This window comes from Klebsiella sp. w6, assembly GCF_033100215.1.
Taxonomy (GTDB): domain Bacteria; phylum Pseudomonadota; class Gammaproteobacteria; order Enterobacterales; family Enterobacteriaceae; genus Klebsiella; species Klebsiella variicola.
Window position 1 is genome coordinate 2765514 of sequence record NZ_CP136907.1, and the last position, 24356, is coordinate 2789869.

General features: G+C 56.4%; 26 protein-coding genes. 21 read left to right on the forward strand and 5 right to left on the reverse strand.

The annotated features are described in order from the left end of the window. Positions 1 to 14: 14 nt before the first annotated feature. The gene (locus R0140_RS13615) at positions 15 to 968 is read right to left on the reverse strand and encodes a helix-turn-helix domain-containing protein (protein WP_032730996.1); all 954 of its coding nucleotides are present in this window, start codon (positions 966 to 968) and stop codon (positions 15 to 17) included. Positions 969 to 1376: 408 nt separating this feature from the next. Between R0140_RS13615 and R0140_RS13620 the strand changes: the two genes are divergently transcribed. The 10 genes from R0140_RS13620 (at position 1377) to R0140_RS13665 (ending at position 9448) form a co-directional block, all read left to right on the forward strand. Beyond that, complete coding sequence (locus tag R0140_RS13620) at positions 1377 to 2270, forward strand: transporter (protein ID WP_012541726.1); 894 nt, start codon at positions 1377 to 1379, stop codon at positions 2268 to 2270. A gap of 60 nt (positions 2271 to 2330) precedes the next feature. Continuing rightward, positions 2331 to 2813, forward strand: coding sequence for a group I truncated hemoglobin (locus R0140_RS13625; protein WP_008804888.1), 483 nt, complete (start codon positions 2331 to 2333; stop codon positions 2811 to 2813). 136 nt (positions 2814 to 2949) lie between these two features. After that, the gene (locus tag R0140_RS13630; protein ID WP_048268422.1) at positions 2950 to 4464 is read left to right on the forward strand and encodes an amidase; all 1515 of its coding nucleotides are present in this window, start codon (positions 2950 to 2952) and stop codon (positions 4462 to 4464) included. A gap of 24 nt (positions 4465 to 4488) precedes the next feature. Further along, positions 4489 to 5097, forward strand: a complete 609-nt coding sequence (nthA, locus tag R0140_RS13635) for a nitrile hydratase subunit alpha (protein ID WP_008804890.1) — start codon at positions 4489 to 4491, stop codon at positions 5095 to 5097. 15 nt (positions 5098 to 5112) lie between these two features. Further along, a complete protein-coding gene (nthB, locus tag R0140_RS13640; RefSeq protein WP_012541728.1) occupies positions 5113 to 5766 on the forward strand; it encodes a nitrile hydratase subunit beta in 654 nt (217 codons plus the stop codon). Continuing rightward, positions 5763 to 6230 (forward strand): nitrile hydratase accessory protein, encoded by a 468-nt coding sequence (locus R0140_RS13645; RefSeq protein ID WP_032735582.1) that lies wholly within the window; start codon positions 5763 to 5765, stop codon positions 6228 to 6230. The genes nthB and R0140_RS13645 overlap by 4 nt, the downstream gene beginning before the upstream one ends. Beyond that, positions 6227 to 6436: a CbtB domain-containing protein gene (locus R0140_RS13650; protein WP_008804893.1), complete on the forward strand. Its 210-nt coding sequence runs from the start codon at positions 6227 to 6229 to the stop codon at positions 6434 to 6436. Before R0140_RS13645 ends, R0140_RS13650 begins: the two co-directional genes overlap by 4 nt. 10 nt (positions 6437 to 6446) lie before the next feature. Next, positions 6447 to 7202, forward strand: coding sequence for a CbtA family protein (locus R0140_RS13655; protein ID WP_032735580.1), 756 nt, complete (start codon positions 6447 to 6449; stop codon positions 7200 to 7202). A gap of 6 nt (positions 7203 to 7208) precedes the next feature. Beyond that, positions 7209 to 7796 (forward strand): histidine phosphatase family protein, encoded by a 588-nt coding sequence (locus tag R0140_RS13660; protein ID WP_012968231.1) that lies wholly within the window; start codon positions 7209 to 7211, stop codon positions 7794 to 7796. Between the two features lie 182 nt (positions 7797 to 7978). Further along, positions 7979 to 9448, forward strand: a complete 1470-nt coding sequence (locus tag R0140_RS13665; protein ID WP_012968232.1) for an alpha/beta hydrolase — start codon at positions 7979 to 7981, stop codon at positions 9446 to 9448. Positions 9449 to 9500: 52 nt separating this feature from the next. Here R0140_RS13665 and R0140_RS13670 read toward each other — a convergent pair whose 3' ends face one another. Further along, positions 9501 to 10376, reverse strand: coding sequence for an NAD(P)-dependent oxidoreductase (locus R0140_RS13670; RefSeq protein WP_016161020.1), 876 nt, complete (start codon positions 10374 to 10376; stop codon positions 9501 to 9503). 112 nt (positions 10377 to 10488) lie between these two features. Next, entirely contained in the window at positions 10489 to 11373 is an 885-nt protein-coding gene (locus R0140_RS13675; protein ID WP_016161019.1) for a LysR family transcriptional regulator, read from the reverse strand. Positions 11374 to 11484: 111 nt separating this feature from the next. Here R0140_RS13675 and R0140_RS13680 point away from each other — a divergent pair, with 111 nt between their 5' ends. Then, the gene (locus R0140_RS13680; RefSeq protein ID WP_012541734.1) at positions 11485 to 12228 is read left to right on the forward strand and encodes a sulfite exporter TauE/SafE family protein; all 744 of its coding nucleotides are present in this window, start codon (positions 11485 to 11487) and stop codon (positions 12226 to 12228) included. 5 nt (positions 12229 to 12233) lie between these two features. Here the strand turns inward: R0140_RS13680 and R0140_RS13685 are convergent, their stop codons facing one another. After that, positions 12234 to 12932 (reverse strand): GntR family transcriptional regulator, encoded by a 699-nt coding sequence (locus R0140_RS13685; RefSeq protein ID WP_012541735.1) that lies wholly within the window; start codon positions 12930 to 12932, stop codon positions 12234 to 12236. Between the two features lie 255 nt (positions 12933 to 13187). Here R0140_RS13685 and R0140_RS13690 point away from each other — a divergent pair, with 255 nt between their 5' ends. From R0140_RS13690 to R0140_RS13720, 7 genes are all read left to right on the forward strand, one after another. Beyond that, complete coding sequence (locus R0140_RS13690) at positions 13188 to 14726, forward strand: PTS transporter subunit EIIC (RefSeq protein ID WP_008804901.1); 1539 nt, start codon at positions 13188 to 13190, stop codon at positions 14724 to 14726. 11 nt (positions 14727 to 14737) lie between these two features. After that, a complete protein-coding gene (locus tag R0140_RS13695) occupies positions 14738 to 16066 on the forward strand; it encodes a 6-phospho-alpha-glucosidase (protein WP_032739908.1) in 1329 nt (442 codons plus the stop codon). A gap of 731 nt (positions 16067 to 16797) precedes the next feature. Continuing rightward, complete coding sequence (locus R0140_RS13700) at positions 16798 to 18243, forward strand: sugar porter family MFS transporter (RefSeq protein WP_023340130.1); 1446 nt, start codon at positions 16798 to 16800, stop codon at positions 18241 to 18243. Then, positions 18233 to 18676 carry a PTS sugar transporter subunit IIA gene (locus R0140_RS13705; protein ID WP_008804904.1) on the forward strand — a complete coding sequence of 148 codons (444 nt, stop codon included), beginning with the start codon at positions 18233 to 18235 and terminating at the stop codon, positions 18674 to 18676. Before R0140_RS13700 ends, R0140_RS13705 begins: the two co-directional genes overlap by 11 nt. A gap of 433 nt (positions 18677 to 19109) precedes the next feature. After that, entirely contained in the window at positions 19110 to 19349 is a 240-nt protein-coding gene (locus R0140_RS13710) for a hypothetical protein (RefSeq protein WP_008804905.1), read from the forward strand. A 24-nt stretch (positions 19350 to 19373) separates the two neighbouring features. Then, a complete protein-coding gene (locus R0140_RS13715; protein WP_012541739.1) occupies positions 19374 to 19514 on the forward strand; it encodes a hypothetical protein in 141 nt (46 codons plus the stop codon). A 189-nt stretch (positions 19515 to 19703) separates the two neighbouring features. Next, a complete protein-coding gene (locus tag R0140_RS13720; protein ID WP_032739906.1) occupies positions 19704 to 20630 on the forward strand; it encodes an alpha/beta hydrolase in 927 nt (308 codons plus the stop codon). A gap of 33 nt (positions 20631 to 20663) precedes the next feature. On the opposite strand, the gene R0140_RS13725 is transcribed toward R0140_RS13720, so the two are convergent. Beyond that, positions 20664 to 22319: a putative bifunctional diguanylate cyclase/phosphodiesterase gene (locus tag R0140_RS13725; protein WP_012968236.1), complete on the reverse strand. Its 1656-nt coding sequence runs from the start codon at positions 22317 to 22319 to the stop codon at positions 20664 to 20666. A gap of 296 nt (positions 22320 to 22615) precedes the next feature. On the opposite strand from R0140_RS13725, the gene R0140_RS13730 reads away from it, so the two are divergent. From R0140_RS13730 to map, 3 genes are all read left to right on the forward strand, one after another. After that, positions 22616 to 22864: a hypothetical protein gene (locus R0140_RS13730; RefSeq protein WP_008804908.1), complete on the forward strand. Its 249-nt coding sequence runs from the start codon at positions 22616 to 22618 to the stop codon at positions 22862 to 22864. Positions 22865 to 23173: 309 nt separating this feature from the next. After that, the gene (locus R0140_RS13735; RefSeq protein ID WP_002904808.1) at positions 23174 to 23392 is read left to right on the forward strand and encodes a ParD-like family protein; all 219 of its coding nucleotides are present in this window, start codon (positions 23174 to 23176) and stop codon (positions 23390 to 23392) included. Beyond that, positions 23373 to 24155 (forward strand): type I methionyl aminopeptidase, encoded by a 783-nt coding sequence (gene map / locus R0140_RS13740; protein WP_117144863.1) that lies wholly within the window; start codon positions 23373 to 23375, stop codon positions 24153 to 24155. Before R0140_RS13735 ends, map begins: the two co-directional genes overlap by 20 nt. Positions 24156 to 24356: the final 201 nt, after the last annotated feature.

Below are 24356 nucleotides of genomic sequence, written 5' to 3' on the forward strand. Positions count from 1 at the left end.
CAGGAGACCTAATTTTACTGCTTCTTCGGCAGCAGAGAACGAGGAGAAATGCCGAAGGCTTTGCGGAAGGCATGGCTGAAATGAGAGAAATCAGAGAAGCCGAAATCCAGCGCCGCCTGGGACACGCTACTGACTCGTCCGCGTTCGATAGCCTCTCGGCTCGCCTGCAGCCTCTCCTGCCAAATCACTGCCATCGGCGTTTTTTTATGGCGGGCGAAAGCACGCGTGACGGTGCGAACGGAAACGTGGTGCGCCCGTGCCAAGCTTTCGATGTTCAAATCGGGATCGACAAGTTGCCGCCGGATGTAGTTCATCATCCGGGAATACAGATCGCGCTCAACACCAACGTTGTTCAGGTCCTGTAGCTCCAGGCTCAGTACCAGTAGATCCAGCAACGTCTGGGAGAAGCGGCCGGAGATATCCGCTGTGTTCAGACAGGCGGGCATCGCTGCCGCCTGACGCAGCATTTCGCGCAATGGGATCACGCCCGGGCGGCGGTCGTCGAGCACCATCGCGGTGAGGTGTTCGACCCCAGGTAAATGACAGCTCAGCAAATGGCGGGGGATCCGCACCAGATGATTATCGCGCCCGCCAAGACTGAAGCGGAATGTCTGGGCGGCATCGTAGAGCACCAGACTGTCCGCTGCCAGCGTCGCCTTGCGTCCCCCCTGTTCAAGCTGACCGTATCCATCCTGCATATACCCCAACCACAGATCGTCGTCGGGGCCCTGGCGCAAATAACGTGCCGTGCGATCCCAGCTGTGTAGCGGCGCGGACAGTGAACACATATCCACCAGACCCACTCCACGTACCGTCAGCCGTGCATCAAAGTCGACCCCAGCCAGAGGGGCGCTGGCGGCTGGAATACAGTGGCGTAACACTACGTCGTTCCAGTACTCGAAGCGGCGCGACTCGGTAACGCCAACGGTTGAATAGTGGAGACTGCCCGCAGACTGCATGCTATTCATCATCATTCACCTCGCGCCGGGTATTCCGCCAAAACGACAGAAACGTTTCCGCAGACAGCAACTATCATGCCAACGAGCTAATACACCCTCTTTCAGTTACGCCGATCGGCGCTAAGTTACCGGGAACTATCACTGAAAATCCGCGCCCCCCCTTTTCTGCTGGCATATAGGGCGTCGAATAGCGGAACGACAAAACGTGGAACCGCACCCTAAACGTGCGGCGTCTGCACTATGGCGGACCATCACACGACGAGGGGCAGGCCCGCAACCGAATGTCCCTTCCAGCCAAACGACTGTCCTGCTGAAGCAAGTACGCCGCAAATTTCTCCCTAGTATCAGTAAGCGTAAGGTCTTCCGGCCACACCGTGCTCCGGACATAACACGACATCAGACAAGAGGGGGAACGTCATGACTTTCAGTAACGCTACGTTTCGCACCAGCCTGGCCGCCTGCACACTGTGGCTGGCAACCGGCCCGGCCCATGCGGTCGATCTCAATTCGCAGGACCTCATTCCCGCCCCCGCCGGCACCGATGCCGTTCTGGGATATTTCACCTACGCGACGAGAGATAGCTTCACCCCCACCGGGGGCGGTGAACTTAAGCAAGAGACCGGGCTCGACTCCTTCGTCAGCATCTTTCGTTACGTTCACTACATGGACGTCGGTGGCTTTACGGTTGCGCCGCAAGTGCTGCTGCCTTACGGACGCCTTTACAATGGCTCACTAAACGGCGTTCGACTTGATTCAGCCAGCGGCCTGGGCGATCCCATCCTTGCCGCGCCGGTCTGGCTGGTCAACAACCCCAGCACAACCTTTGCCATTGTGCCTTACCTGTACCTCCCCGCGGGCTCCTACGACGCCGGACGCACGCTAAACGTTGGTGAAAATCGCTGGAAGTTCGACCTTCAGCTCGGCGGCGTGCAGCAGCTGGGTAACGGTTTCGCCACCCAACTTTCCACGGACGTGATGTGGTATGGCGTCAACGACGACGCCTCGGGCATCGGCACCGGTCGACTCAAGCAGGACAACACCTATCAGTTTCAGGGCTGGGTGACCTGGACGCCGCCCGCCGATAAGAGCTGGACCCTGGCCGCCGGTTATTCCCAATACTGGGGCGGCAAACAGCAGCTTGACGGTATCGAGAACGGACAGGCGACGCGCGTCGATCAGGTCCGGCTGGAATTATCGAAATTCGTCACCCCCACGGTGCAGGTACAGGGTCTGCTCCAGCGCGACCTCAACGTCGATGGCGGTTTTAAGGAAGATCTACATACCACCCTGCGCGTGATGAAACTGTTCTGATGCGAATCGGCACAGAGACATCCCCAGACTCACTACTCACCCGCAACGGAGAAATCCATCATGACCGATCAGCAGCAAAAACCCACACTTTATGAACGTCTCGGTGGTTATGACGCCGTTTACGCTTTCGCAGGAGAAGTGTTGAAGACCTGTATGAAGCATCCCGATATCGGCCATATCTGGGCGCACGTATCCGAATCGTCGTTCCAGAAAGAGCATATCAACTTTGTCGATTTTCTGTGCAAGCACTGGGGCGGCAACACTGTCTACCGGGGACGAGATATGGTGACCGCGCACCGCGGAATGGGGCTGACCGAAGTGCACTGGAAAGCCGTATTCGAGGCAATTGATGAATGCTACGAGAACTTCAACGTTCCGCAGGATATCCGTGAAGAGGTTACCGCATTCCTGACCCAGTTCAAACCCGCCGTCATCGGCAGCCCTTCATACCGGGATGTGGTACTCGCGCACCCTGACATGGACGTCACCAAAGGGATGAAAAGCGTCGGCATTCACTGGCCGAAAACAGATAAACCGTCTTAACCGAGGAAGGACATCCGCGCAACAGGCGGGTGTCCGTCTCAGCCAAATGACTGACCTGCACAACCATGTAGTGATGACATTTCGGGCTTATGTTGAAGGCAGGTTGCATTGGCAAACACCATATAAAGGGAACTCCATGGCTATTGAACGTCCTACCATTGAACAGCTGCAAGCGCTCGCCAGTCGGCTAAACATACGATTGACGCCTGCACAAGCCGAAGAATATCTGGCGCTGATGCAGGCCAATTTCGACGCCTATGATCTCATTGACGCCCTGCCCGACGAGATCCCCGCGGTGCACTACCCACGCGCCGCCGGCTATCGTCCTGAAGGCGACGAAAACCAGCTTAATGCCTGGTATTACAAGACCGAGGTGACAGGTGCAGCAACCGGTAAACTGGCCGGCCGCACCGTGGTGCTCAAGGACAACATCGCGCTGGCTGGCGTACCAATGATGAACGGCGCCTCGACGCTGGAAGGCTTCGTCCCCCTCTACGACGCCACCGTTGCCACCCGACTGCTGGATGCCGGCGCGACTATTCTCGGCAAAGCCACCTGCGAGCACTTCTGCTTGTCGGGAGGCAGCCATACCTCCGATCCGGCGCCAGTGCATAACCCGTTGCGCCGCGGCTACTCGGCCGGTGGCTCATCTTCTGGCAGCGCCGCTTTGGTCGCTTCCGGGGAAGTCGATTTGGCCATGGGGGGCGATCAAGGGGGCTCGGCGCGTATTCCCGCCGCATGGTGTGGCCTCTATGGCCTGAAACCGACCCACGGTCTGGTGCCTTATACCGGCATCATGCCGATCGAAGCCACTTTCGACCATACCGGGCCGATGACCCGCAGCGTAAAAGACAATGCCTTAGTCCTTGAGGTCATTGCCGGCGCGGACGGATTGGACCCACGTCAGTATGCTCCCAAAGTGGAAGCCTATACCGAGGCGCTCGGTAAGGGAGTCCGTGGCTTAAAGATCGGCATTATGGCCGAAGGTTTTCAGTTGCCGAACCTGGATGCGCGAGTCGCGGAGAAAGTTCGCGCTGCCGTCGCCCGTCTGCAGGAATTGGGCGCGACGGTCGGCGAGATTTCGGTACCGGAGCATAGCCTGGCGGGGGCGCTCTGGTCCCCTATCGGCTGCGAGGGGCTGACCGCGCAGATGATGCATGGCAACGGCATGGGCTTTAACTGGAAAGGACAATATGACGTAGCGCTGCTGGACAAGCACGCCCAGTGGCGTGACAACGCCGATGCGCTTTCCCCATCGCTGAAGATATGCATGTTCGTCGGCCAGTACGGGCTGGAACGCTACCATGGCCGCTACTATGCCAAGGCGCAGAATATCGCGCGTCGCGCGCGTGCGGGCTATGACCGGGCGCTGGCGGACTTCGACCTGCTGGTGATGCCCACTGTACCACTTGTCGCTCAGCCATTACCGGAACCTGACTGCTCCATTACCGAATACATCTCCCGCGCATTTGAAATGATCGGCAATACCGCGCCGCAGGATATTACCGGCCATCCGGCAATGACTCTCCCTTGTGGGCTGGTCGACGGCTTACCGGTAGGAATGATGTTGGTAGGACGCCACTTCGCCGAAAGCACCCTTTATCAGGCCGCCGCCGCATTTGAAGCTTCCGGCGACTGGCGGATGTTTTAACCCTTAACCATCGGGAACCATAAAATGAGCCATCAACACGACCACGACCATACTGAACCGCCGGCGGACATCGAGCTACGCGTCCGGGCGCTGGAATCCCTGCTACAGGAGAAAGGACTGATTGACCCGGCGGCACTGGATGAACTGATTGACACTTATGAGCACAAGGTCGGCCCCCGTAACGGCGCGCAGGTGGTCGCTAAAGCGTGGAGTGATCCGGAGTATAAACGTCGGCTGCTGGCGGACGCCACAGCCGCCATCGCCGAGCTGGGTTTCTCCGGCGTGCAGGGTGAAGACATGCAGGTAGTGGAGAACACGCCGGACGTGCACAACGTGACCGTCTGTACATTATGTTCCTGCTACCCCTGGCCGGTGCTGGGTCTGCCACCGGTGTGGTACAAATCGGCCCCCTATCGTTCGCGTATCGTTATCGACCCGCGCGGCGTTCTGGCCGAATTCGGGGTAAACATTCCAGAAAGTAAAGAGGTGCGCGTCTGGGACAGCAGCGCGGAACTGCGCTATCTGGTCCTGCCAGAACGTCCGGCGGGTACCGACGGCTGGAGCGAAGCGCAGCTGATCGAACTGGTCACCCGCGATTCCATGATCGGCACCGGCCTGGTCGCCGCGCCATAATAAGAGGAGAAAACCATGAACGGGATACATGATCTGGGCGGTATGCACGGCCTCGGGCCGATCCTCAACGAGGAAAATGAGCCGTATTTCCATCATGAATGGGAGCGCCGGGTATTTCCGCTGTTCGCCTCGCTGTTCGTCGGCGGACATTTCAATGTGGATGAATTCCGCCACGCCATTGAACGCATGGATCCAGCCCACTACCTGGAGGCGAGCTACTACGAGCACTGGTTGCACGCATTTGAAACGCTGCTGCTGGAAAAAGGGGTGATCACCGCCGATGAACTCTGGGGTGGCTCGACCCCTGCCCCCTGCGCTCCGGGCACGCCGGTGCTGACGCAGGACATCGTGGCGATGGTTGTCAGTACCGGCGCCTCCGCGCGCGTCAGTCACGATATTGCTCCCCGCTTTAAGGCCGGAGACCGGGTTCGGGCAAAAAACATCAACCCAACCACCCACACCCGCCTGCCGCGTTACGTGCGCGGGAAAATCGGCCGTATTGAGACCGATCATGGCGTGTTCATCACGCCGGACACCGCGGCGCACGGTCTGGGCGAACATCCTCAGCACGTCTACAGCGTCAGCTTCACCGCGCTGGAACTGTGGGGCACGCCGCGCCCGGACAACGTGTACATCGATCTGTGGGACGACTATCTGGAGGAAGCATGAGCATTGCGACACAGCATGATTACGCCGCCGTCGGGTTACCCCGCGACGAGGAGGGGCCGGTTTTTGATAAGCCCTGGCAGGCGAAAGCATTCTCCCTGATCGTCCATCTGCACCGGGCGGGGCTGTTCCCGTGGGCAGAATGGGTACGGACGTTCAGCGAAGCGATCAAGGCGGCTCCGGCGCAACCCGGCGAAAGTGTGAACGATGCCTACTATCGCCAGTGGGCGACAGCAATGGAGAACATGATCACCGCCCTCCACCTGACCACACCGGATGACATTGGCCGACGGACCCAGGAATGGCGACTGGCGTATATCAACACGCCGCATGGTCAGCCGATCGTCCTGGCCAATGCCAGCTGTCCGCCGGCGCATAACCACCACTCGCTTCCACTCGGCGTTCCGGTCACGGTGAGCCCGGCACAATCTTCCATCAGCCAAATTAACAACGGAGTCACATCATGAGCGATATTACCCTTACCACCAACACCCCGGCCACTCCGATACCGGTCGCGGCGCTGTTGCCCTGGGCACTGTTTACCACCCTGCTGGCACTGTTAGCGATCTATTTCGTCGGTGCGGAACAAGGTGCGACGTCGATGTTTTCCGGCACCCAGGTGCATGAATTCTTCCACGACGCACGACATCTGCTGGGTTTTCCCTGCCACTAAGGAGGCGGACATGATTGGGAAACTATTATTCAAGGGGATGATAGCAGGCATTCTGGCTGGACTGGTGGCATTTGCTTTTGCACACCATTTCGGCGAGCCGCAGGTCGATCGCGCTATCGGGATTGAAGAAAGTCTGGCCACTCATTCACACCAACGCAGCGCGTCGGCTGACGGCGGTGAAGAAGAGGTGTTTAGCCGTCAAACCCAGTCCGGGATCGGGCTAATGGCCGGCATGGTGCTGTTCGGCGCAGCGCTGGGCGGCGGTCTGGCGCTGAGTTGGGCCTTTAGCTATCAGCGCTTCGGACCATCGAACCCGCGTCTGTTAGCGTTAGGCCTGGCGCTGGTCGGCTTTCTGGTCATGAGCCTGATGCCTGGTCTGAAATACCCACCCAATCCGCCCGCGGTCGGTAACCCGGAGACCATCGGCTATCGTACCGAACTGTACTTCGTCATGATGTTGCTTTCCATCGGCATCGTCATCGCGGCCGCGTGGTTATCACATCAGCTAATACCGCGCCTCGGTAGAGGGAATGCGATGATGTGGGCAACGCTGTTCGCGGTGGCGCTGATGCTCGTGGTTTGTGCCCTGATGCCGACAGTGAACGAAGTGCCCGAACACTTCCCGGCGGACCTGCTATGGCGTTTCCGTATCAGCTCCTTCGGCACGCACCTGGTGCTCTGGAGCGTCATCGGTGTGGCGTTCGGTGCCTTAGCCGAACGCACGCCGGCGACAGGTGTGCAGCGCCCAGCCTTCCGCCGCGGTTAACACATCATGAGAGCGTCGCTAACGTTGATTTGTCAGGGAGAAACGGCAGCGTCCCGAGGTTCACATTTCCCCTGTGATGACCCTCTGGAGGCGCGGGAATGGCAGCGGGCGCGTCAGTTACAAAGCCGTGTCGCCCGTTGTCACCGCGTCTGGATCTCCCCGGAGACCGCCGCCCGACAAACTGCCGCAGCGCTCTCTTTACAGGGTACCCCGGTGATGGAGCTGGCGGAACCCGACTACGGCATCTGGGCCGGTCGGCCAGTACGTGAGGTGATGACGCAAGACGCCGACGCTTTCCTGGCCTGGCTGGAGGGCGATCCGCCGCCGGGCGGAGAGTCACGTGCTCAGTTGCTGGCGCGCTGTGGCCGTTGGCTGGCAAAACACGTCGATATTCCAGGCCGACACGGTGTAATTGCGTCTGCCTCCACTATCCGTGCCATGCTCCTCAACGTTCTCGGCGCCCCACTTCACTCATTTGCACGTATCGACGTTCACCCGCTCAGCATCACCGAGTTGCGCAGTGACGGACGGCGCTGGAATTTTTGTTTATTAAGAGATGACATAAAGGGCGAATGTTCGACGCTGTCCCGCTGAAGCCGTCAGCCAGTAAGCGCCTTTGGCCATTGATGGATCCCTCCACTGGCCTTGCATCGCTAAACCCAATGCCATAGAACCGCTCAGCGCGCTTCACGCCCCGTCCTGCGTAAAAAAGTAAATCTCCCTGACCATGTTTATTTATACTCAGAAAACATGTCATTAAGAAAGGAAGCTACGCGTTGAAATGGGTAACCTGGTTAAAACGTATCGTGTTGTCCCTGCTGCTGTTGATCGTTGGCGCTCTGGGACTACGCCTTTATGACATTCAGCGCGGACCCGAGCTGCAGCTCTGGCATACCTGGGTTCCGCATGAGATGGACGCGGATGAAATCGACAATGCTGACTGGAACGATTACATCAACAAAGAGAATGCGCTCTTCAGTGAGGTAAAACGCCAGGTTACCGATAAGCTGGACGCTGAGCAGCAAACCGAACTGAATCGTTACTATAGTCACAGCCCCATCTATCCGGACTCGTTTCCAACCAACTGGAATCGGTCATATATCATGATGCCGGATGGCAAACCGAAAGGCGCCGTGGTGTTGCTGCATGGTCTGACAGATACCCCCTACAGCCTGCGGCATATCGCTGAAAATTACCGGCAACAGGGGTATGTCGCCATCGGTATCAGATTACCGGGCCATGGGACGGTTCCCGCCGGGCTGACCGATGTGGACTGGCAGGACTGGCTTGCCGCCACGCGCCTTGCGGTGAGAGAAGCGAAACGACTGACGGGTAATGATGTGCCCCTGCATATCGTCGGATTTTCCAACGGCGGCGCGCTGGCAATGAAATATTCGCTGGACGCGCTGGATAATGCCGAACTGGCAAAACCCCAGCGGGTGATCCTGATTTCTCCGATGATCGGTATTACCAGCTTCGCGCGTTTTTCCGGCCTCGCTGGCTGGCCCGCGTTTCTTCCCGCCTTCTCGAAAGCCGCATGGTTAAACATCATGCCCGAGTTTAATCCGTTCAAATATAACTCCTTCCCGACGAACGCCGCCCGGCAGTCCTTCCTGCTGACCAAAGCGCTGCAAAAGCAGATAGTGACTGACTCGAGAAATCACAGACTTAACAGCTTACCGCCGGTATTGACCTTTCAGTCCGTTGTGGATTCAACGGTCAGTACGCGGGCGATCGTGACGGCGCTGTATAACCGTTTGCCGGAAAATGGCAGTGAAATTGTCCTCTTCGATTTGAATCATGCCGTCAGGTTTAATTCATTATTACGCCGGACGTCTTACACCGCGCTGGCGCGGTTGCTGCCCGCGCCGCCACGCGCTTATCAGACCACGATCATCACTAACGCGAATTCAGCCAGTACCGATATGGAAATCCGCACAACACCTGCCGGGAAAACAGACACCACAGTGGAAAAGCTGCAGGGAATGCGCTACCTGCCGGACGTATACTCCCTTTCTCATGTCGCGCTCCCCTTCCCGTTAAGCGATTCGCTGTACGGGCGCTATCCCCATCCGCTGAATCAATATGGGATCAGCCTCGGCACGTTTGCTGCTCGCGGCGAGCGTTCGGTGCTGGTTGTGGGTCTGGACTCGCTGATGCGTCAGTCTTCCAATCCGTTCTTTCCCTATATGATCAAGCGCATTGACGAAGGGATCGACACTCGCCCGGCTCTCTCCGGGAAATAACTCTTCTCTGGATAAGTGGCCACCACGGCCACTTTTTCCTGAGGATGCGGTACTACGCTTTCGCCGACGTCGACAGCCACTGATATACCGCTGACAAATCCTCTCCGGCATATCCCGCGTCCGCCGCCTGCTGCCACAGTTCGGCAATGTTATCCAGCCCCGGCATGGTGTGCGGCTCGGCCAGGGATAGCGCCAGCCGGGCATCTTTCAGCGCATGCGCCAGTTGCATCTGCGGCGCGAATTGCTCGCTGGCGATGGCGTCCAGTTTGACTTTGACATACGGTGCGGCCAGCGGGCCGCCTTCCAGAGCGCTCCAGAGCTGGTCGGGGGTAAAGCCCAGCGTCTTCGCCAGCCGGGCGCTTTCCGCGATGCCCTGCATCATCGAAATCAGCCAGGCATTGAGGACCAGCTTCATTTTCTGGCTGTTGCCGGCCTCGCCAAACCACTGCGTCCCGCGGGAGATAGCCGCAAACACCTGTTCGGCAGCGGCACACTTTTCACGATCTCCGCTGGCGAGCACCAGGATCTGCGCCTTCTCCGCCGGGGCTTTGGTCCCTGAAACCGGGGCATCGACGAAGGTCATCGCCGGCTGAAGCGCCCGCAGCAAGGCGATAGCCTCCTGCGTCTCCGGCAGGCCGATGGTGCCCATCTGGCAATAGATCGCCTGCGGCTGACAGGCAGGCGCTATTTGCGCCAGTACCTCGAGGGTAGCCTGACCGTCGGCGAGCATACTGATGATCACCTCGGCATCAGCGACCGCCTGCTGCGGCGTGGTATGCAGGGATAATCCCTGCGCCTGTAAATCTTCGCCGCGTGCTGGCGAACGGTTCCAGCCAGCGACGGTAAAGCCTTTCTTCAGCAGATTGCTGGCAAAAGCATGTCCCATGGCGCCGAGTCCCAGCACCGCGACCTTTGGTAATGTACTCATCTTGTCTGTCCTGATTCGCGTGTTAATAAATGTCGGACGTCTACTATCGCATCTCTGACACGGATGTCAGTAGCAATAACCGCCATAAAAAGTGACGCTGTCACTCATGGTCTCACGGCTGTCGGAGCCACGCCAGCAAACGGCGCATCGCTGGCATCAGCCGGGCATCATCCTGATAACACAGACACAGGCGGCGCTGTGCCCAGCGATCCTGCAGCGCGATGACGGCAAACCGGTAGCGCTGCTGGTAGCGTTCGGCAATGACGCGGGGCAGGATCGCCCCGCCGGCGCCGTGAGCCACCATCTCGCAAAGCCCTTCAAAATGGCTCATCCGGACCCGGACGTTTAGCCCCTGGCCGAGCCCGGCGGCATGTTGTTCAATATGCTGCTGCAGTGCGCTGGTCTGGTAGAGGGCGACCAGCGGCTCGTTGATGACCGCCGCAAACGCCACTTCATTCGCGCCGGCCAGAGGGTGAGTCGGCGGCACAATCAGCACCAGGGGATCATCGGCGACAGGATCCAGATGCAGCGGCCCTGGGTCGACCGCATCGGACACCACTCCAGCCTGCGCCACACCCGCCAGAATGCTGCTGACGATATCCGCGCTGGTGCGCTCTTCGGTGTCGATTTGCACCGCCGGATGCGCTGCCATCCAGGCGGCGAGCTTGCCCGGCAGAAAAGCCGACATCGCCGAGGTGTTGGCGAACAGCCGCAGCGTCCCCTGCTGACCGCGGGCGAAGGCGCTCATCGCCTGGCGCAGACGCTGCTGCTGCGCAAGAAGCGGGCGTGCATGGCGCGCCAGTACCTCCCCGGCCTCAGTCAGCGTCACGCCGCGAGCATGACGCTGCAACAGGGGAACACCGACCTCTGCCTCCAGCTTGCGCACTCTTTCGCTGGCGGAGGCCAGGGCGAGATGGGCCATGGCGGCCCCACCGGTAATACTGCCGCTATCCACGATGGCGATAAACAGTCGCAGATCGGCCAGATCCATCCGCATCACACCCTCCCCACCCTTCGGTTTTCCCGTAGTCTTAGGGCAACATACCGCATTGTGGCTTTAGCGACCAGTGGTTTCAATGTCCCTTTCTATCCTGAAAAGTGAGCCATGATGTTCGATCTCCACATCTTTTATTTACTGCTGATCTTTATCGCCGCCGGACTGGTCAAAGGGGTGACCGGCATGGGATTACCCACCGTGGCGATGGGCCTGCTTGGTCTGCTGATGCCGCCGCAGGCCGCAGCGGCGCTGCTGGTACTTCCCTCGCTGTTAACCAATCTCTGGCAGTTGCTGGCTGGCCCCGCGCTGGCGCAGATTGTGCGCCGCCTCTGGCTTATGATGACCGGGATTATTATGGGAACGCTGGCGGGGTCGTCACTGCTGATCAGCCTCAATCCTCGGTGCTCAGCGCTGGCGCTTGGCACCGTGTTGATAGCCTATGCCGGGTATGCGCTCTGTGGCCCGGCGTTGCAGGTTTCCGCCCGCGTGGAGAAGTGGCTGTCGCCGCTCATGGGCGGTCTGACCGGCGTTATCACCGGGGCGACCGGGGTATTTGTTATTCCGGCCGTTCCCTGGCTGCAGACGCTGGGCTTTCGTCGAGACGAACTGGTGCAGGCTCTGGGGTTGTCGTTTACCCTCTCCACCCTGGCGATGGCGGCCGGCCTCTCCCTGCACGATGGCTGGCATGCTGATTCGCTGCTGCTGTCGGGGCTGGCGCTGTTGCCCGCGCTACTCGGCATGTGGCTGGGACAGTGGATCCGCTCGCGTCTCAGCCCGCGACGCTTTCGTCAGGGCTTTCTGCTGTTCCTGCTGGCGCTGGGAATGGAGCTGATCGCCAGGGGATGGCTGACCTGAATCCGCTAGCGGCGGGTAATGTGCTTCACGTTGTACTTACTGGTGTTCTGGTAGATCTCTGAGAAATCGACGATCGCCCGGTTTTGCGCATAACTCACCGACTGCACCCGCAGCAGGAGGCTGTTTGGCGCCACCTGCAGCAGCTCGGCCTGCTCGCGGGTCGCCAGCACCGGCGTATAGCTGCGGTGGCTCTCGATGATGGTGATATGACACTCTTTTTTGAAATAGTTGAATTTAGACTGCTCGAGGTTACCCACGCTGAGCCAGGGAAAGGTGGCGAATGGAATATAGCTGTTTTCCACGAGGATCGGGACCTCATCAATCAGCCGCAGCCGCCTGACGTAGTAAACTTTTTCCCCCGGCTGGATCTTTAACTGCTGGGCGATGGCCGGAGGAGCATCAAGCAGCGTGAATTCAATGACTTTGTTACGGTAGTTGGTGACGCCTACCACCTGCATCTGGTAGTTAAAGCCCTCCAGTTCTCCGCCGTGATAGTTACTTTTACGCACAATGCAGGTTCCGCTGCCGTGCCGCCGCGCGATCAGCTTTTCCTCCTCCAGTAGCGCCAGCGCTTTGCGCAGCGTCATCACCGAGACCTGCAGCTCCGCAGCGAGCGCTTTTTCGCTGGGCAGCATATCGCCCACGGCATAGTCGTCGCTGTTGATGCGGGCCTTCAGTTCAGTGGCAATCTTTTTATAAATCACTTTTAGATGTCTCGCTAAGGTGGCGCTCGTCAAACAGATAATCGGATAATTTAATGTAAATAAAAGATTATTTTTACATTGCAGCGAAAATTTCAACACTAACTCATCTATAAATCTCGCCATATTTATATATCTGTCCAGCAACAATATATATGACTTTCATCACAGATGGCCCTTTTCCTGCTCGGGATCCCGGTGGTCTGCTCCTAGTCTGAAAAGCCTATTCATCAGGTCTGCGAAGACGAGAGGACAACCATGATTGGCGTGAAAAAGCTTCAGGACTTTTCCAAAGCAATGATCGGGCCGGTGCTATATCTGCCGGCTATCGGCCTGTTGATCGCCCTGTTCAGCATGACCACCAACCGGCTGTGGGTGGATGAAAGCAGCGCGCTCTACCTGTTGGGGAAATTCGTCTCCAGCATGCTCTGGGCGCTGATGAACCATCTCGGGTTTCTGTTCTGCCTTGGGCTGGCCAGCGGCCTGGCGAAAACCCGCAAAGCCGAAGCGGCCTTCGTGGCGGCGATGACCTGGCTGGTGTATCTGGCGGCGAACAATAGCTGGCTGACCCTGACCCATCGCCTGGCGTCCGGTGCCACCAACGCGCAACTGTACGGCAGTGGACAAACCTTTATCTTTGGTTTTCAGGTCATTGATATGGGCGTGTTCCTTGGGATTATCCTTGGCTGCGCCGTCGCCTTTGTCCACAACCGCGTGGTCGGCATTGAGTTTCGCGGCGCGCTGTCGATCTACGGCAACAGTAAGCTGGTGCTGATCGTAATGCTGCCGCTGGTTGGCCTGTTTGCTATCGCCACCGTCTATCTCTGGCCGGTGGTTGAGCTGGGCATTTCGGCGCTGACCGGCTTTATGAAATCCTTTGGCGCCATCGGGGTCTTCCTGTACGGTTTTCTCAACCGGTTCCTGATCCCGACCGGGCTGCATCATCTTATCTGGTCGCCGTTTGTCTTTACCTCCATCGGCGGACAGCTGCTGATTGATGGTCAAACGGTTATTGGCGCCAAGCCTATTTTCCTTGCCGAAATCGCCCGTCATCCCATCGGGGCGCTGAGTGATTCCGCCCGGTTTTTAACCTACGGGATGGTGAAGATCTTCGGCACCGCCGGCATGGCGCTCGCCTTCTACCGTACGGCGAAACCGGAGAATAAGCAGCGGCTTAAAGTCACGCTGATCCCCTTAATTGTGACCTCCGTTCTGGTGGGGATCACCGAACCTTTTGAGTTTCTCTTTATCTTCACCGCCCCGCTGCTGTGGCTTATCTACTCCCTGCTGGACGGTTTTTTCCAGATGCTGGCCTGGCTGCTTCACGTGCGGGTCTGCGCCACCAACGGTCTTATCGATTTTGTCGTCTATAACCTCCCTGCCGGCGCCAGCGTGACGCGCTGGCCGGTATTTGTCGCCCTCGGCCTGCTGGAGACCGCCACCATGTACCTGGTCGGCACCTTCTGTATTACCCGTCTGCGGATGCTCACCCCGGGCCGTGAAGCGGCTGCCGATGCGGAGCCTTCCGAGCAGACGGGCCAGGCAAGCGAGATTGCCGATAAAGGTACGCTGGTGATAGCGGGCCTGGGCGGTAAAGAGAATGTCTGCGTAGTGGAAAACTGTTTTACCCGTCTGCGGGTCGATGTGCGCGACCCCGCCCTCATCCAGCAGTCGCTGTTGAAAGAGAGCGGCGGGAGCAGCGTGCTGATTAAAGGCAACCATGTCCAGGTGATCTATGGCCTGGGGGTTAACAAAATTCGAACGGCGGTCAACGCCAGTCTGGGTGTTACTGAATAACGAGGTGGTAAATGAAAGATAATTTTGTGGTCACGATTGCCGGCGGCGGCAGTACTTATACCCCTGGGATTGTGATGATGTTGCTGGAAAATATGTCGCGCTTTCCCCTGCGGGAGATCCGTCTGTACGACAACCATCACCAGCGTCAGAAAACGATCGGCGACGCCTGCGCTATTCTGGTGGCAGAACGCTTCCCGCAGGTGCAGTTCAGCTATACCACCGATCCGCAGGCGGCCTTCACTGACGTCGATTTTGTGATGGCGCATATTCGCGTCGGTCTGTATGAAATGCGGGAAAAGGATGAAAAGATCCCGTTAAAATATGGCGTGCCGGGACAGGAGACCTGCGGTCCGGGTGGGATTGCCTACGGCATGCGCTCCATTGCCGGGGTGCTGGAGCTGGTCGATTATATGCAGCAATACGCTCCGAACGCCTGGATGCTCAACTATTCCAATCCGGCGGCCATCGTCGCGGAAGCCACCCGTCGCCTGCGACCCGACGCGCGCATCATCAACATCTGCGATATGCCGGTGGCTATCGAGGGGCTGTTTGCCGACATCCTCGGCCTGCCGTCGCGCAAGGCGCTGAACGTCCGCTACTATGGCCTGAACCATTTCGGCTGGTGGACCCGTATCACCGATAAAGCCGGTAACGATCTGATGCCGGCGCTGAAGCGTCACGTGGCGGAACAGGGATACAGCAGTCCAAAAGAAGATTTTCAGCATAAAGCGCCAAGCTGGATCGAAACCTTTAAAAAGGTGAAGGATGTGTTTGCCCTCGATCCGTCGACACTGCCTAACACCTATCTGAAATACTACCTCTATCCTGACTATGAGGTGGCGCACGCCGATCCAGACTTTACGCGGGCGAACGAGGTGATGGCCGGACGTGAAAAAGAGGTCTTCGATATGGCCCGGGAGATTACCCGTCGGGGCACGGCGGAAGGCGCGCATTTTCATGCCGGGGCCCATGCCACCTTTATCGTCGACCTCGCCTGCGCCATCGCTTTTAACACCCAGGAGCGGATGCTGTTGATCGTTGAGAACAACGGGGCGATCGCCAACTTTGATGAGACGGCGATGGTGGAAGTCCCCTGCCTGGTGGGCGTCAATGGCCCGGAGCCGCTGGCGATGGGGAAAATCCCGTCGTTCCAGAAAGGGTTGATGGAGCAGCAGGTGGCGGTCGAAAAGCTGGTGGTTGACGCCTGGGTTGAGGGTAGTTACCAGAAACTGTGGCAGGCCATTACGCTATCGAAAACGGTGCCCAGCGCCGCGGTGGCGAAAGCCATCCTCGATGAACTGATCGTCGCCAACGAAGGCTACTGGCCCGCACTGCACTGATCTTTTTCGTGATGGGTAAAATGCAGAGGATCCCCCTTCTCTGCATTTTTACCCAGCGTTCCCGCCGGCCACACATTCATCCTATAACCTCCCCCACGGGCTTTCTTCCCCTCCAGACCGATGCCAGAAGGCCGCCCATCCTCGTTTTACTCTGATTACAGCAATGAAATATAAATTCTATTCCAGGATATTATGGCGTAAAAATGTGATCTGCGTTGTATTCTTTGATTTACATTAACCCACTGAAAACAACATCATTATTACCATGATGTAAATTTAACCTGGTTTTCATGGGGATATGCACCTTGTATCCTTTGTGATTGGCTTCATGCATTTACCATTCTGCAACACCAATTTGAAATTAAATTTTCATAATGTGATCTTGTAGCATGCTCATTCCATTTCTTTGTGCCATATTCTTATCACGATAAATCGCCGCAACGACAGCAACGTGCCACACCAGGGCGCTGTCCACCGGCAGACGTCGGCACTGCCGACGCACTGAAGACCGCTAACCCGATAAGGAGAACGGATATCGACTACATCCATATCAACACCAAGCCGTAAACCTCTTTGACCGCCATTGCTTAGCGTACCCTGCCTTGTGCTGAGCAATTACACAAAGAAGAAAATCATTTAATTCAGTTAGATACGACAACACAGGCGTGATAAATCCTGACTGGGGAGATGTATTTTTATCTTGTGTCGTTCAACAAAATAAAGGGACTACCATGTCATTTATAACAAACCTGAACCAGCAACAGAGAAAACGACTTCATCAGATCACCTTAGTGGCCACCTTCGGCGGCCTGCTTTTCGGTTACGACACCGGCGTTATCAACGGCGCTTTTTCCTCACTGAAGCAGTACATGGCGCTGACCCCGACTACCGAAGGGCTGGTGATGAGCGTCCTGCTGATCGGCGCCGCGCTGGGCAGCGTGTTTGGCGGCAAGTTTGCCGACTTCTTCGGCCGGCGCAAATATTTACTCTTCCTCTCTTTTATTTTTCTTATCGGCGCCCTGCTTTCCGCCGCAGCTCCCGATATCACCACCCTGCTGATTGCCCGCGCCCTGCTGGGCTACGCCGTCGGCGGCGCGTCGGTCACTGCCCCCACTTTTATTTCGGAAGTGGCGCCTACCGAGATGCGCGGTAAGCTGACCGGCCTGAATGAAGTCGCCATCGTCATTGGCCAGTTGGCGGCGTTTGCCATCAACGCGATCATTGGCATCATCTGGGGCCATCTGCCGGACGTCTGGCGCTATATGCTGCTGGTACAGGCCATTCCCGCTATCTGCCTCTTTGTTGGCATGTGGCGCGCGCCGGAAAGCCCGCGCTGGCTGATCAGCAAAAATCGCCACGAGGAAGCGCTGCATATTCTCAAACAGATCCGCCCGGCGGAACGCGCGCAGAAGGAGTATGACGACATCTCCACCCTGATCAAAATTGAAGCCGGCAATAAGTACAGCGCTCAGGGCACCTTCACGACTATCCTCAAAACGCCATGGATCCTCAAAATTTTGCTGGTCGGTATTACCTGGGCCGCGTTGCAGCAAACTACTGGGGTTAACGTCATTATGTACTACGGCACGGAAATTCTGAGTGCCGCCGGCTTCTCAGAGCGTACCTCGCTGATCTGTAACGTGCTGAACGGTGTCTTCTCCGTCGGCGGTATGCTGATTGGCGTGCTGTTCCTTGTCGACCGTTTCAAACGTAAGACGATCATTATCAACGGCTTTGCCATTATGGCGACGCTGCACCTGATTATCGCCGCTGTCGATTACACCCTGGTGGGCGATCTGAAAGCCACCGCCATCTGGCTGCTGGGCGCGCTGTTCGTCGGTGTGATGCAGGGTTCCATGGGCTTTATTACCTGGGTGGTATTAGCTGAGCTGTTCCCGTTGAAATTCCGCGGGCTGTCGATGGGGATCTCGGTATTTTTCATGTGGATCATGAACGCGGTGGTCAGCTACCTGTTCCCGCTGCTGCAGGCGAAACTGGGCCTTGGGCCGGTCTTCTTCATCTTCGCAGCCATCAACTACTTAGCGATTCTGTTCGTGGTCTTCGCCCTACCGGAGACCTCCAATAAATCGCTCGAGCAGTTAGAAGAAGAGCTGTCAGCGAATCATGAGGGTAAAAAATCTACGCGTCTCACCAGGGAGGTTGGCTATGATCGATAACATCACGCTGGATAATTTGCATATCGGCTGCAAGGCCAGTAATAAAGCGGAAGTGATCGCTATGATTGGCGCGGAGTGTAAAGCCAAAGGATATGTGAATCAGGAGTGCGTTCACTTTCTGCTGGAGCGTGAACATCAGGTTTCCACTTTTTTGGGGAATGGCATCACCTTGCCACATTTGCCGAAATCCGCGACGGATATCATTCTCAAAACCGGCATTGAGATCTTTCAGTTCCCTGATGGCGTTATCTGGGATCGCAGCAACGTGATGTTTATTGCCATCGGCGTCATCGCGAAAGAAAAAGAGCATATTGATGTGCTCAAAGAAATTGCCTCGATATTTAGCGATGAACTGATCGCTAACGCGCTGTCATTAATTTCAGACAAAAATGACTTCCTGAAAATTCTGCAACATAATGCCTTGCCTCATTAGGTATGACGCCAGCCGGAGCCTTGGCTCCGGCTGTTTCAGACCACTCCCGCAAGCGGCCAGCGGTGAATAGTGAATAGGTTTTAATTTAGCTGGTGATAGAGCTACATAAAATAATAACAATGGAAATTACCGTCATATTGTTAAATGGGCCATGGAGAATATTTCACTGCCACAATAAATTTTAAAAAAAACACCAATAAAAACAAGTGATTTCGTTTTTTTACCCACCATTCTCTACGCCTTTCCATTGCCATGCTGCGATCGCTGCATGCCAGTGATTACTGCGCTATTCCATTAATTTTGATTTATATCAATACCTCGTCGGGCATTAAACTGCATTTTACAGCGCGATTATTTTGGCAAGGTGTATACGACATTGGTTTTACGACTTGGATATTTCTTTAGCCGTCCCTCAAGCCTGTGGGGATGGTTGATGTGTAACGCGCTTAACGGCATCGCGATTGTGCTTTGCTTTCGCGCGATAAGCATCGTGACGGGCTTTAGCGAAGTGGTCTGGCAGGTCATCATCACGCTGGCTATTATTATATCAACCTGGTACAGCGCTAATTATTTCGCTGCGCTGGAAGCTCGACGCGATAAACGACGCTTTCTGCTGCTGGCCTGGGTGGTCATCACCATTCTGTTAAATTTCATTCACCTTGGCGGTGGTTAACGCTGTTAATGCAAGGATCATCTCATGACGCTGGCGATGCTGTGGGTGCTTATCAGTCATCATAAAGGGCTGACGCTGTTACTGATCGTGGTTATTGCGCTGGTGCTTATTGCGCTCATCCCGCTGGTAAAAAGGCTGTTGCGTAGCATCAACGGCGATCCCTGACCGTGTCCTGATGGCCGCCGACAGGCGGCCATGTATCCTGCGTTTTCGCTTCGCCCCCCCACCAGCCCCGTCCGGTATCCCACGCAGATCCAAAGCGCACAAAAGAAATGAGAACCATTATCAAACAAGCTGTGTTACCGTGTCAGCCCAACAAAATGACAGCTCAAAGAATACAGGGGGTTAGACAAGGTGAAGCGGAATTCAAGGAGCATCCGGGCGCGCGGGCTGCTGACGCTGGCGGTTGGCGTGCTCTTCTACAGTAGCGGTAGCACCGCCCGACCGGATCTTCAGCCGCTGGGGCCAAACATCGCCGATAAAGGGTCAGCGTACTATCATTTTACGCAACGTCAGTATGACTCCGCCGATGGCGAACGCCACTACCGGGTGTGGACTGCCGTGCCGGACAAAGCCCCGCCCGCCGCCGGCTATCCTGTGCTGTATATGCTGGATGGTAACGCGGTGATGGATAAGCTTAACGACGCCCTTCTGCAGCAGCTCTCCGCCGGCTCCCCGCCGGTGATCGTCGCTATCGGTTACCAGACAACGCTGCCCTTCGATACCGCCGCCCGGGCCTGGGATTACACTCCTCCGCTAAAGGCCTTCAAACCGCAAGTCGGGAAACCCGCGCTGCCGCCGCGAAAAACCGGAGGTAATGACCTGTTTCGTCAGTTGCTGACCGAAACAATGGTGCCGCAAACGGAAGCTCACCTGAAAATAGATCCCCACCAGCGCGCGATCTGGGGCCACTCCTACGGCGGGCTGTTTGTGCTCGACGCGTGGCGGAAGACCTCGTTGTTTCATCTCTATTATTCGGCCAGCCCGTCGCTGGGCCAGGCGCAGGAATCTCCGCTGAAGGGCAGCGAAGCTTTAAGCGCCACCGCCTTCATCGGGAAATCGCTGTATCTGCTGGAAGGTGATGGCAAAGCTGCCCGGGAACCCACCGGCCACGTGGCTTCCCTGAGTCTGTTGCGACACACTCAGCAGCAGCTGGCCGACAAAGGCCTGACGGTGGCTTTCTGGCGCTACCCTGGTATGACGCACGGTCAGATGTTTGACGTCTCGCTGCAGTCGGCTCTGCTGCATCTTTCCGGGCAGGCTCCGCTGGCGCATCAGTAATGACGCAGCGCCCACCCGCAGCCGGTGGGCGTATCAGGACGACGGAGGCAGGTGTTTAATATCCACCGGCTCGCCGAACAGAAAGCCTTGCATCTCGTCACACCCTTCCTCTTCGAGGATCTGCAGTTGCCCGGCGGTTTCCACACCCTCGGCGATAAGCGGCGTATTAATTGAATTTCCCAGCGAAATGATGGCCCGCACGAATGAGCGGACCTGGGGATTACTCTCCACATCAAGCATAAAGCTGCGGTCGAGTTTAATCACGTCGAAATGGAAATCGCGCAGCATGCTCAGGGAGGAGTAGCCGGTACCGAAGTCATCGAGCGCGATACTGATCCCCATTTTTTGCAGATGATGCAGGACGCTAAAGGCCAGCTGCTTATTGATGATGAACGCCGTCTCCGTCACTTCAAACTCAAGCAGGCTGACCGGATAGGCGGTACGCATCAGGATCTCGCGGACTTTTTCGATAAAGCTGCGGTGACGCAACTGCACCGGCGAGATATTGACCGAAACTTTTCTGTTGAGACCCTTTTCCAGCGATTCGTTACACACCTGCTCGAGCACCCAGTAACCTAAGGGCACGATGGCGCCGCTCTCTTCGGCGATGGGAATAAACACGTCAGGCGGGATCGGCCCCAGCTGCGGATGCTGCCAGCGCAGCAGCGCCTCGTAACCGGTGATCCGGCGGTCTTTGATGTTGCGGATAGCCTGATAGTGGAGCGAAAATTCTCCTGCGTGAATACCGCGCCGGATATCGGCGGCCATCATATTGCGCTGCCGCGTCTTGTCATCCATTTCACGTTCGTACCAGCAAATCTTGTGGTCGAGACTGCTCTTTGCCCGATACATGGCCAGATCGGAATTGCTCAGTACCGTGTTAATATCCGTACCGTCCTCCGGGTAGACCGAGATGCCAATGCTGGCGGAGAGAACCACTTCCGTCGCGGCAAACGTCTGCTTACCGCTGAAGCAGTGCCAGAGGCGCGCAGCAAAGGCATCCACTTCACCCTCATCGGCAAAAGGTTTAACGGCCACAAACTCATCGCCGCCAAAGCGCGCGACCATCTCCTCCTTCTGCAGCGTTTTCAGCACGGCGCCTGCCACACGCTGCAGCAGCTGGTCACCAATCAGATGGCCCTGCAGGTCATTAATCTCTTTAAACTTGTCTAAATCGATGGTGAAAATGGCAAAGCGGCGGGCATCATTACCGGTGATCAGCTTTTCCACCCGCTCAAAGAACTCCACCCGGTTAGGTAAACCAGTCAGCGCATCGTAGCGCGCCATCCATGCGATGCGGTCATTAATCGCTTTTTGTTCACTGATGTCACGAGTGATTTTGGCAAAACCCAGCAGGGTGTTCTGCTCATCGCGGATGGTATCGATCATGACATGCGCCCAGAATCGGGAGCCGTCTTTGCGGTAACGCCAGCCTTCCCCTTCGAACTGTCCGCTACGCAGGGCGATTTCCAGGTTTTTCGCCGGTACACCGGAGAGTTGCTCAGATTCGCTATAGAAGAGACCGAAGTAGCAACCGATGATCTCGTCGCTCAGGTACCCTTTTGCCCGGCGGGCACCTTCGTTCCAGCTGATGACCATACCGTCAGTGCTCAGCATGTATATGGCATAATCTTTAACACTTTCAATAAAGTGACGATAGGCGATATCCGTCAGGTGATCGTTACTCATGGTACAGCGCTCTCTGTGGCTCGGTCGTGGCAAAACGCACTAGATATAGCAGAACAACGCCCATGATGAATACAAGGTTAAGACGTTTTGTTGCCGCCTTTCTGGCCCTGGCAACCGCAGATAGCGCGCCAGACAGCTCTGTTAAGCGTAGTGGAATCCACTGCGCCGGGTAATGACAATCTGACGATTTTTGCACTTAGGTCGCCCACTAATAGTTACTTTTATTGATTAAAAAGTTTGATTGAAAGAATAAATAAAAGGAGTAATGTTAATAATACTTTCTATGGAGGTTAAATATGTTGCGTGATTATTTAAAAGTGGAAAAAGAAGACCAGCTTGTTGAACAACAGAGCCGTCATGACAATAGCCAGCATTATTCTGCGGTGACTGAATGGGTTATTTTGAGTAAAGATGGTCAGCGTAAAGGTCGGGTATCCCTGTTCGACCGTTTCACCACCCGCCGCTCCTGGAGCGACAGCTTTCGCATTACGCAGTTCGATAATGCGGGTAAAGTGGTGGTGGATAAACTCACTGACGCGCTGTAACTCCTCCGGATTCCCGGCCTGACGGGAGAATATTCATACGCAAAATTAACACCTGCATTAAATATATTGATGCGCCGCGCTTCGCCGCCGTCATGTTATTTTCATTCTGCATACCGATAATCTAATGGGTATTTTCGCCATGGTGAATGGCGCGAATGATTAACCCGAAAAAAATGCTGAAAATAAGCCCGCTGGTCGGGCTTTTTTGCGTGGGCCTCTCGCCTCCCCCCGGTCACGACACAAAATGCCCATGACATCCCGTGCCGGCCTGTATACGATACATATACGAATCATATATGGACTGTCTCTATGGGAATCGTCAAAATCTCCGATCTATTGCACGATGATATTCGTGATGCCAGCAAAGCTATGTCCCGCTCCGTCAATGCCCAGGCGGAATACTGGATCCGTCTGGGCATGATGAGCGAGCTCTACCCCGAGCTTAACCACCAGCAGATCAAACTGCTGATGCTGAAATCCGGCTCTGACCGTCTGCTGGAGGTAATCAATGCCATCAATAATCATTAAAACCGCCGATGAACTCGCACGTCAGCGCCATGCCGGCCAGCTGCTGGCGTCGGTGTTTGATATGCTGGATACCTTTATCGTTCCCGGCGTAACGACGATGGCGATTAACGATCGAGTGGAAGATTTTATCGTCAACCAGCTGCATGCCCGCCCGGCCAGCAAGGGGCAATACGATTTTCCCTATGTGTTGAACACCTCCATTAACGATGTGGTGTGCCACGGGATCCCCAAAGCGACCGAACATCTGCGCGCCGGGATGATTGTTAACGTCGATATCACCCTGAAGAAAGCGGGCATGATTGCCGACTCCAGCAAGATGTACCTGATAGGCGATGTCTCCCCGCTGGCCCGCCGGCTGGTAAAGACCACCTATGAAGCGATGTGGAAAGGCATTGAGGTGGTGAAACCTGGCGCGACGCTGGGCGATATTGGTCACGCTATTCAGCGCTGGGTCGAGGACCATGGCTACAGCGTGGTCAGAGAATATTGCGGTCACGGCGTCGGCCAGGAAATGCATGAGGAACCGCAGGTGCTGCATTACGGCCGCCCCGGGGAAGGCGCCGTGTTGCGCGAAGGAATGGTGTTCACCATTGAGCCGATGGTGAACCAGGGCGACAGCCGCATCAAAACCAAAAAAGATGGCTGGACGGTCGTCACCCGCGATAAAAAACTCTCCGCGCAATGGGAGCACACCGTGGCCGTCACCGCCAACGGATTTGAGGTGCTGACGCTACGCGACGACGAGCAGTCGCGGATCCGCTAAGTTTTCTTCTCCCGGTATACCGGCATAGCCGACATTTCTCGCTGGCGAGTACCTCCCTTCGTCAGCGCACTTTATCCCCAGGCCTCTATTGCCCCCCGCGTTCTCCACACCGCGCCGGGAGTGTCTGCTTTACTCCTCATAAAGTTAATCATAAAACGATAAAAATTTATTGTAAAACGATAAACACCAGGCTAACCTGCG

Coding starts and splice junctions, on each gene's coding strand:
- R0140_RS13615 (WP_032730996.1), bottom strand. CDS start 968: ATGAATAGCATGCAGTCTGCGGGCAGTCTCCACTATTCAACCGTTGGC.
- R0140_RS13620 (WP_012541726.1), top strand. CDS start 1,377: ATGACTTTCAGTAACGCTACGTTTCGCACCAGCCTGGCCGCCTGCACA.
- R0140_RS13625 (WP_008804888.1), top strand. CDS start 2,331: ATGACCGATCAGCAGCAAAAACCCACACTTTATGAACGTCTCGGTGGT.
- R0140_RS13630 (WP_048268422.1), top strand. CDS start 2,950: ATGGCTATTGAACGTCCTACCATTGAACAGCTGCAAGCGCTCGCCAGT.
- nthA (WP_008804890.1), top strand. CDS start 4,489: ATGAGCCATCAACACGACCACGACCATACTGAACCGCCGGCGGACATC.
- nthB (WP_012541728.1), top strand. CDS start 5,113: ATGAACGGGATACATGATCTGGGCGGTATGCACGGCCTCGGGCCGATC.
- R0140_RS13645 (WP_032735582.1), top strand. CDS start 5,763: ATGAGCATTGCGACACAGCATGATTACGCCGCCGTCGGGTTACCCCGC.
- R0140_RS13650 (WP_008804893.1), top strand. CDS start 6,227: ATGAGCGATATTACCCTTACCACCAACACCCCGGCCACTCCGATACCG.
- R0140_RS13655 (WP_032735580.1), top strand. CDS start 6,447: ATGATTGGGAAACTATTATTCAAGGGGATGATAGCAGGCATTCTGGCT.
- R0140_RS13660 (WP_012968231.1), top strand. CDS start 7,209: ATGAGAGCGTCGCTAACGTTGATTTGTCAGGGAGAAACGGCAGCGTCC.
- R0140_RS13670 (WP_016161020.1), bottom strand. CDS start 10,376: ATGAGTACATTACCAAAGGTCGCGGTGCTGGGACTCGGCGCCATGGGA.
- R0140_RS13675 (WP_016161019.1), bottom strand. CDS start 11,373: ATGCGGATGGATCTGGCCGATCTGCGACTGTTTATCGCCATCGTGGAT.
- R0140_RS13680 (WP_012541734.1), top strand. CDS start 11,485: ATGTTCGATCTCCACATCTTTTATTTACTGCTGATCTTTATCGCCGCC.
- R0140_RS13690 (WP_008804901.1), top strand. CDS start 13,188: ATGATTGGCGTGAAAAAGCTTCAGGACTTTTCCAAAGCAATGATCGGG.
- R0140_RS13695 (WP_032739908.1), top strand. CDS start 14,738: ATGAAAGATAATTTTGTGGTCACGATTGCCGGCGGCGGCAGTACTTAT.
- R0140_RS13700 (WP_023340130.1), top strand. CDS start 16,798: ATGTCATTTATAACAAACCTGAACCAGCAACAGAGAAAACGACTTCAT.
- R0140_RS13705 (WP_008804904.1), top strand. CDS start 18,233: ATGATCGATAACATCACGCTGGATAATTTGCATATCGGCTGCAAGGCC.
- R0140_RS13710 (WP_008804905.1), top strand. CDS start 19,110: ATGTGTAACGCGCTTAACGGCATCGCGATTGTGCTTTGCTTTCGCGCG.
- R0140_RS13715 (WP_012541739.1), top strand. CDS start 19,374: ATGACGCTGGCGATGCTGTGGGTGCTTATCAGTCATCATAAAGGGCTG.
- R0140_RS13725 (WP_012968236.1), bottom strand. CDS start 22,319: ATGAGTAACGATCACCTGACGGATATCGCCTATCGTCACTTTATTGAA.
- R0140_RS13730 (WP_008804908.1), top strand. CDS start 22,616: ATGTTGCGTGATTATTTAAAAGTGGAAAAAGAAGACCAGCTTGTTGAA.
- R0140_RS13735 (WP_002904808.1), top strand. CDS start 23,174: ATGGGAATCGTCAAAATCTCCGATCTATTGCACGATGATATTCGTGAT.
- map (WP_117144863.1), top strand. CDS start 23,373: ATGCCATCAATAATCATTAAAACCGCCGATGAACTCGCACGTCAGCGC.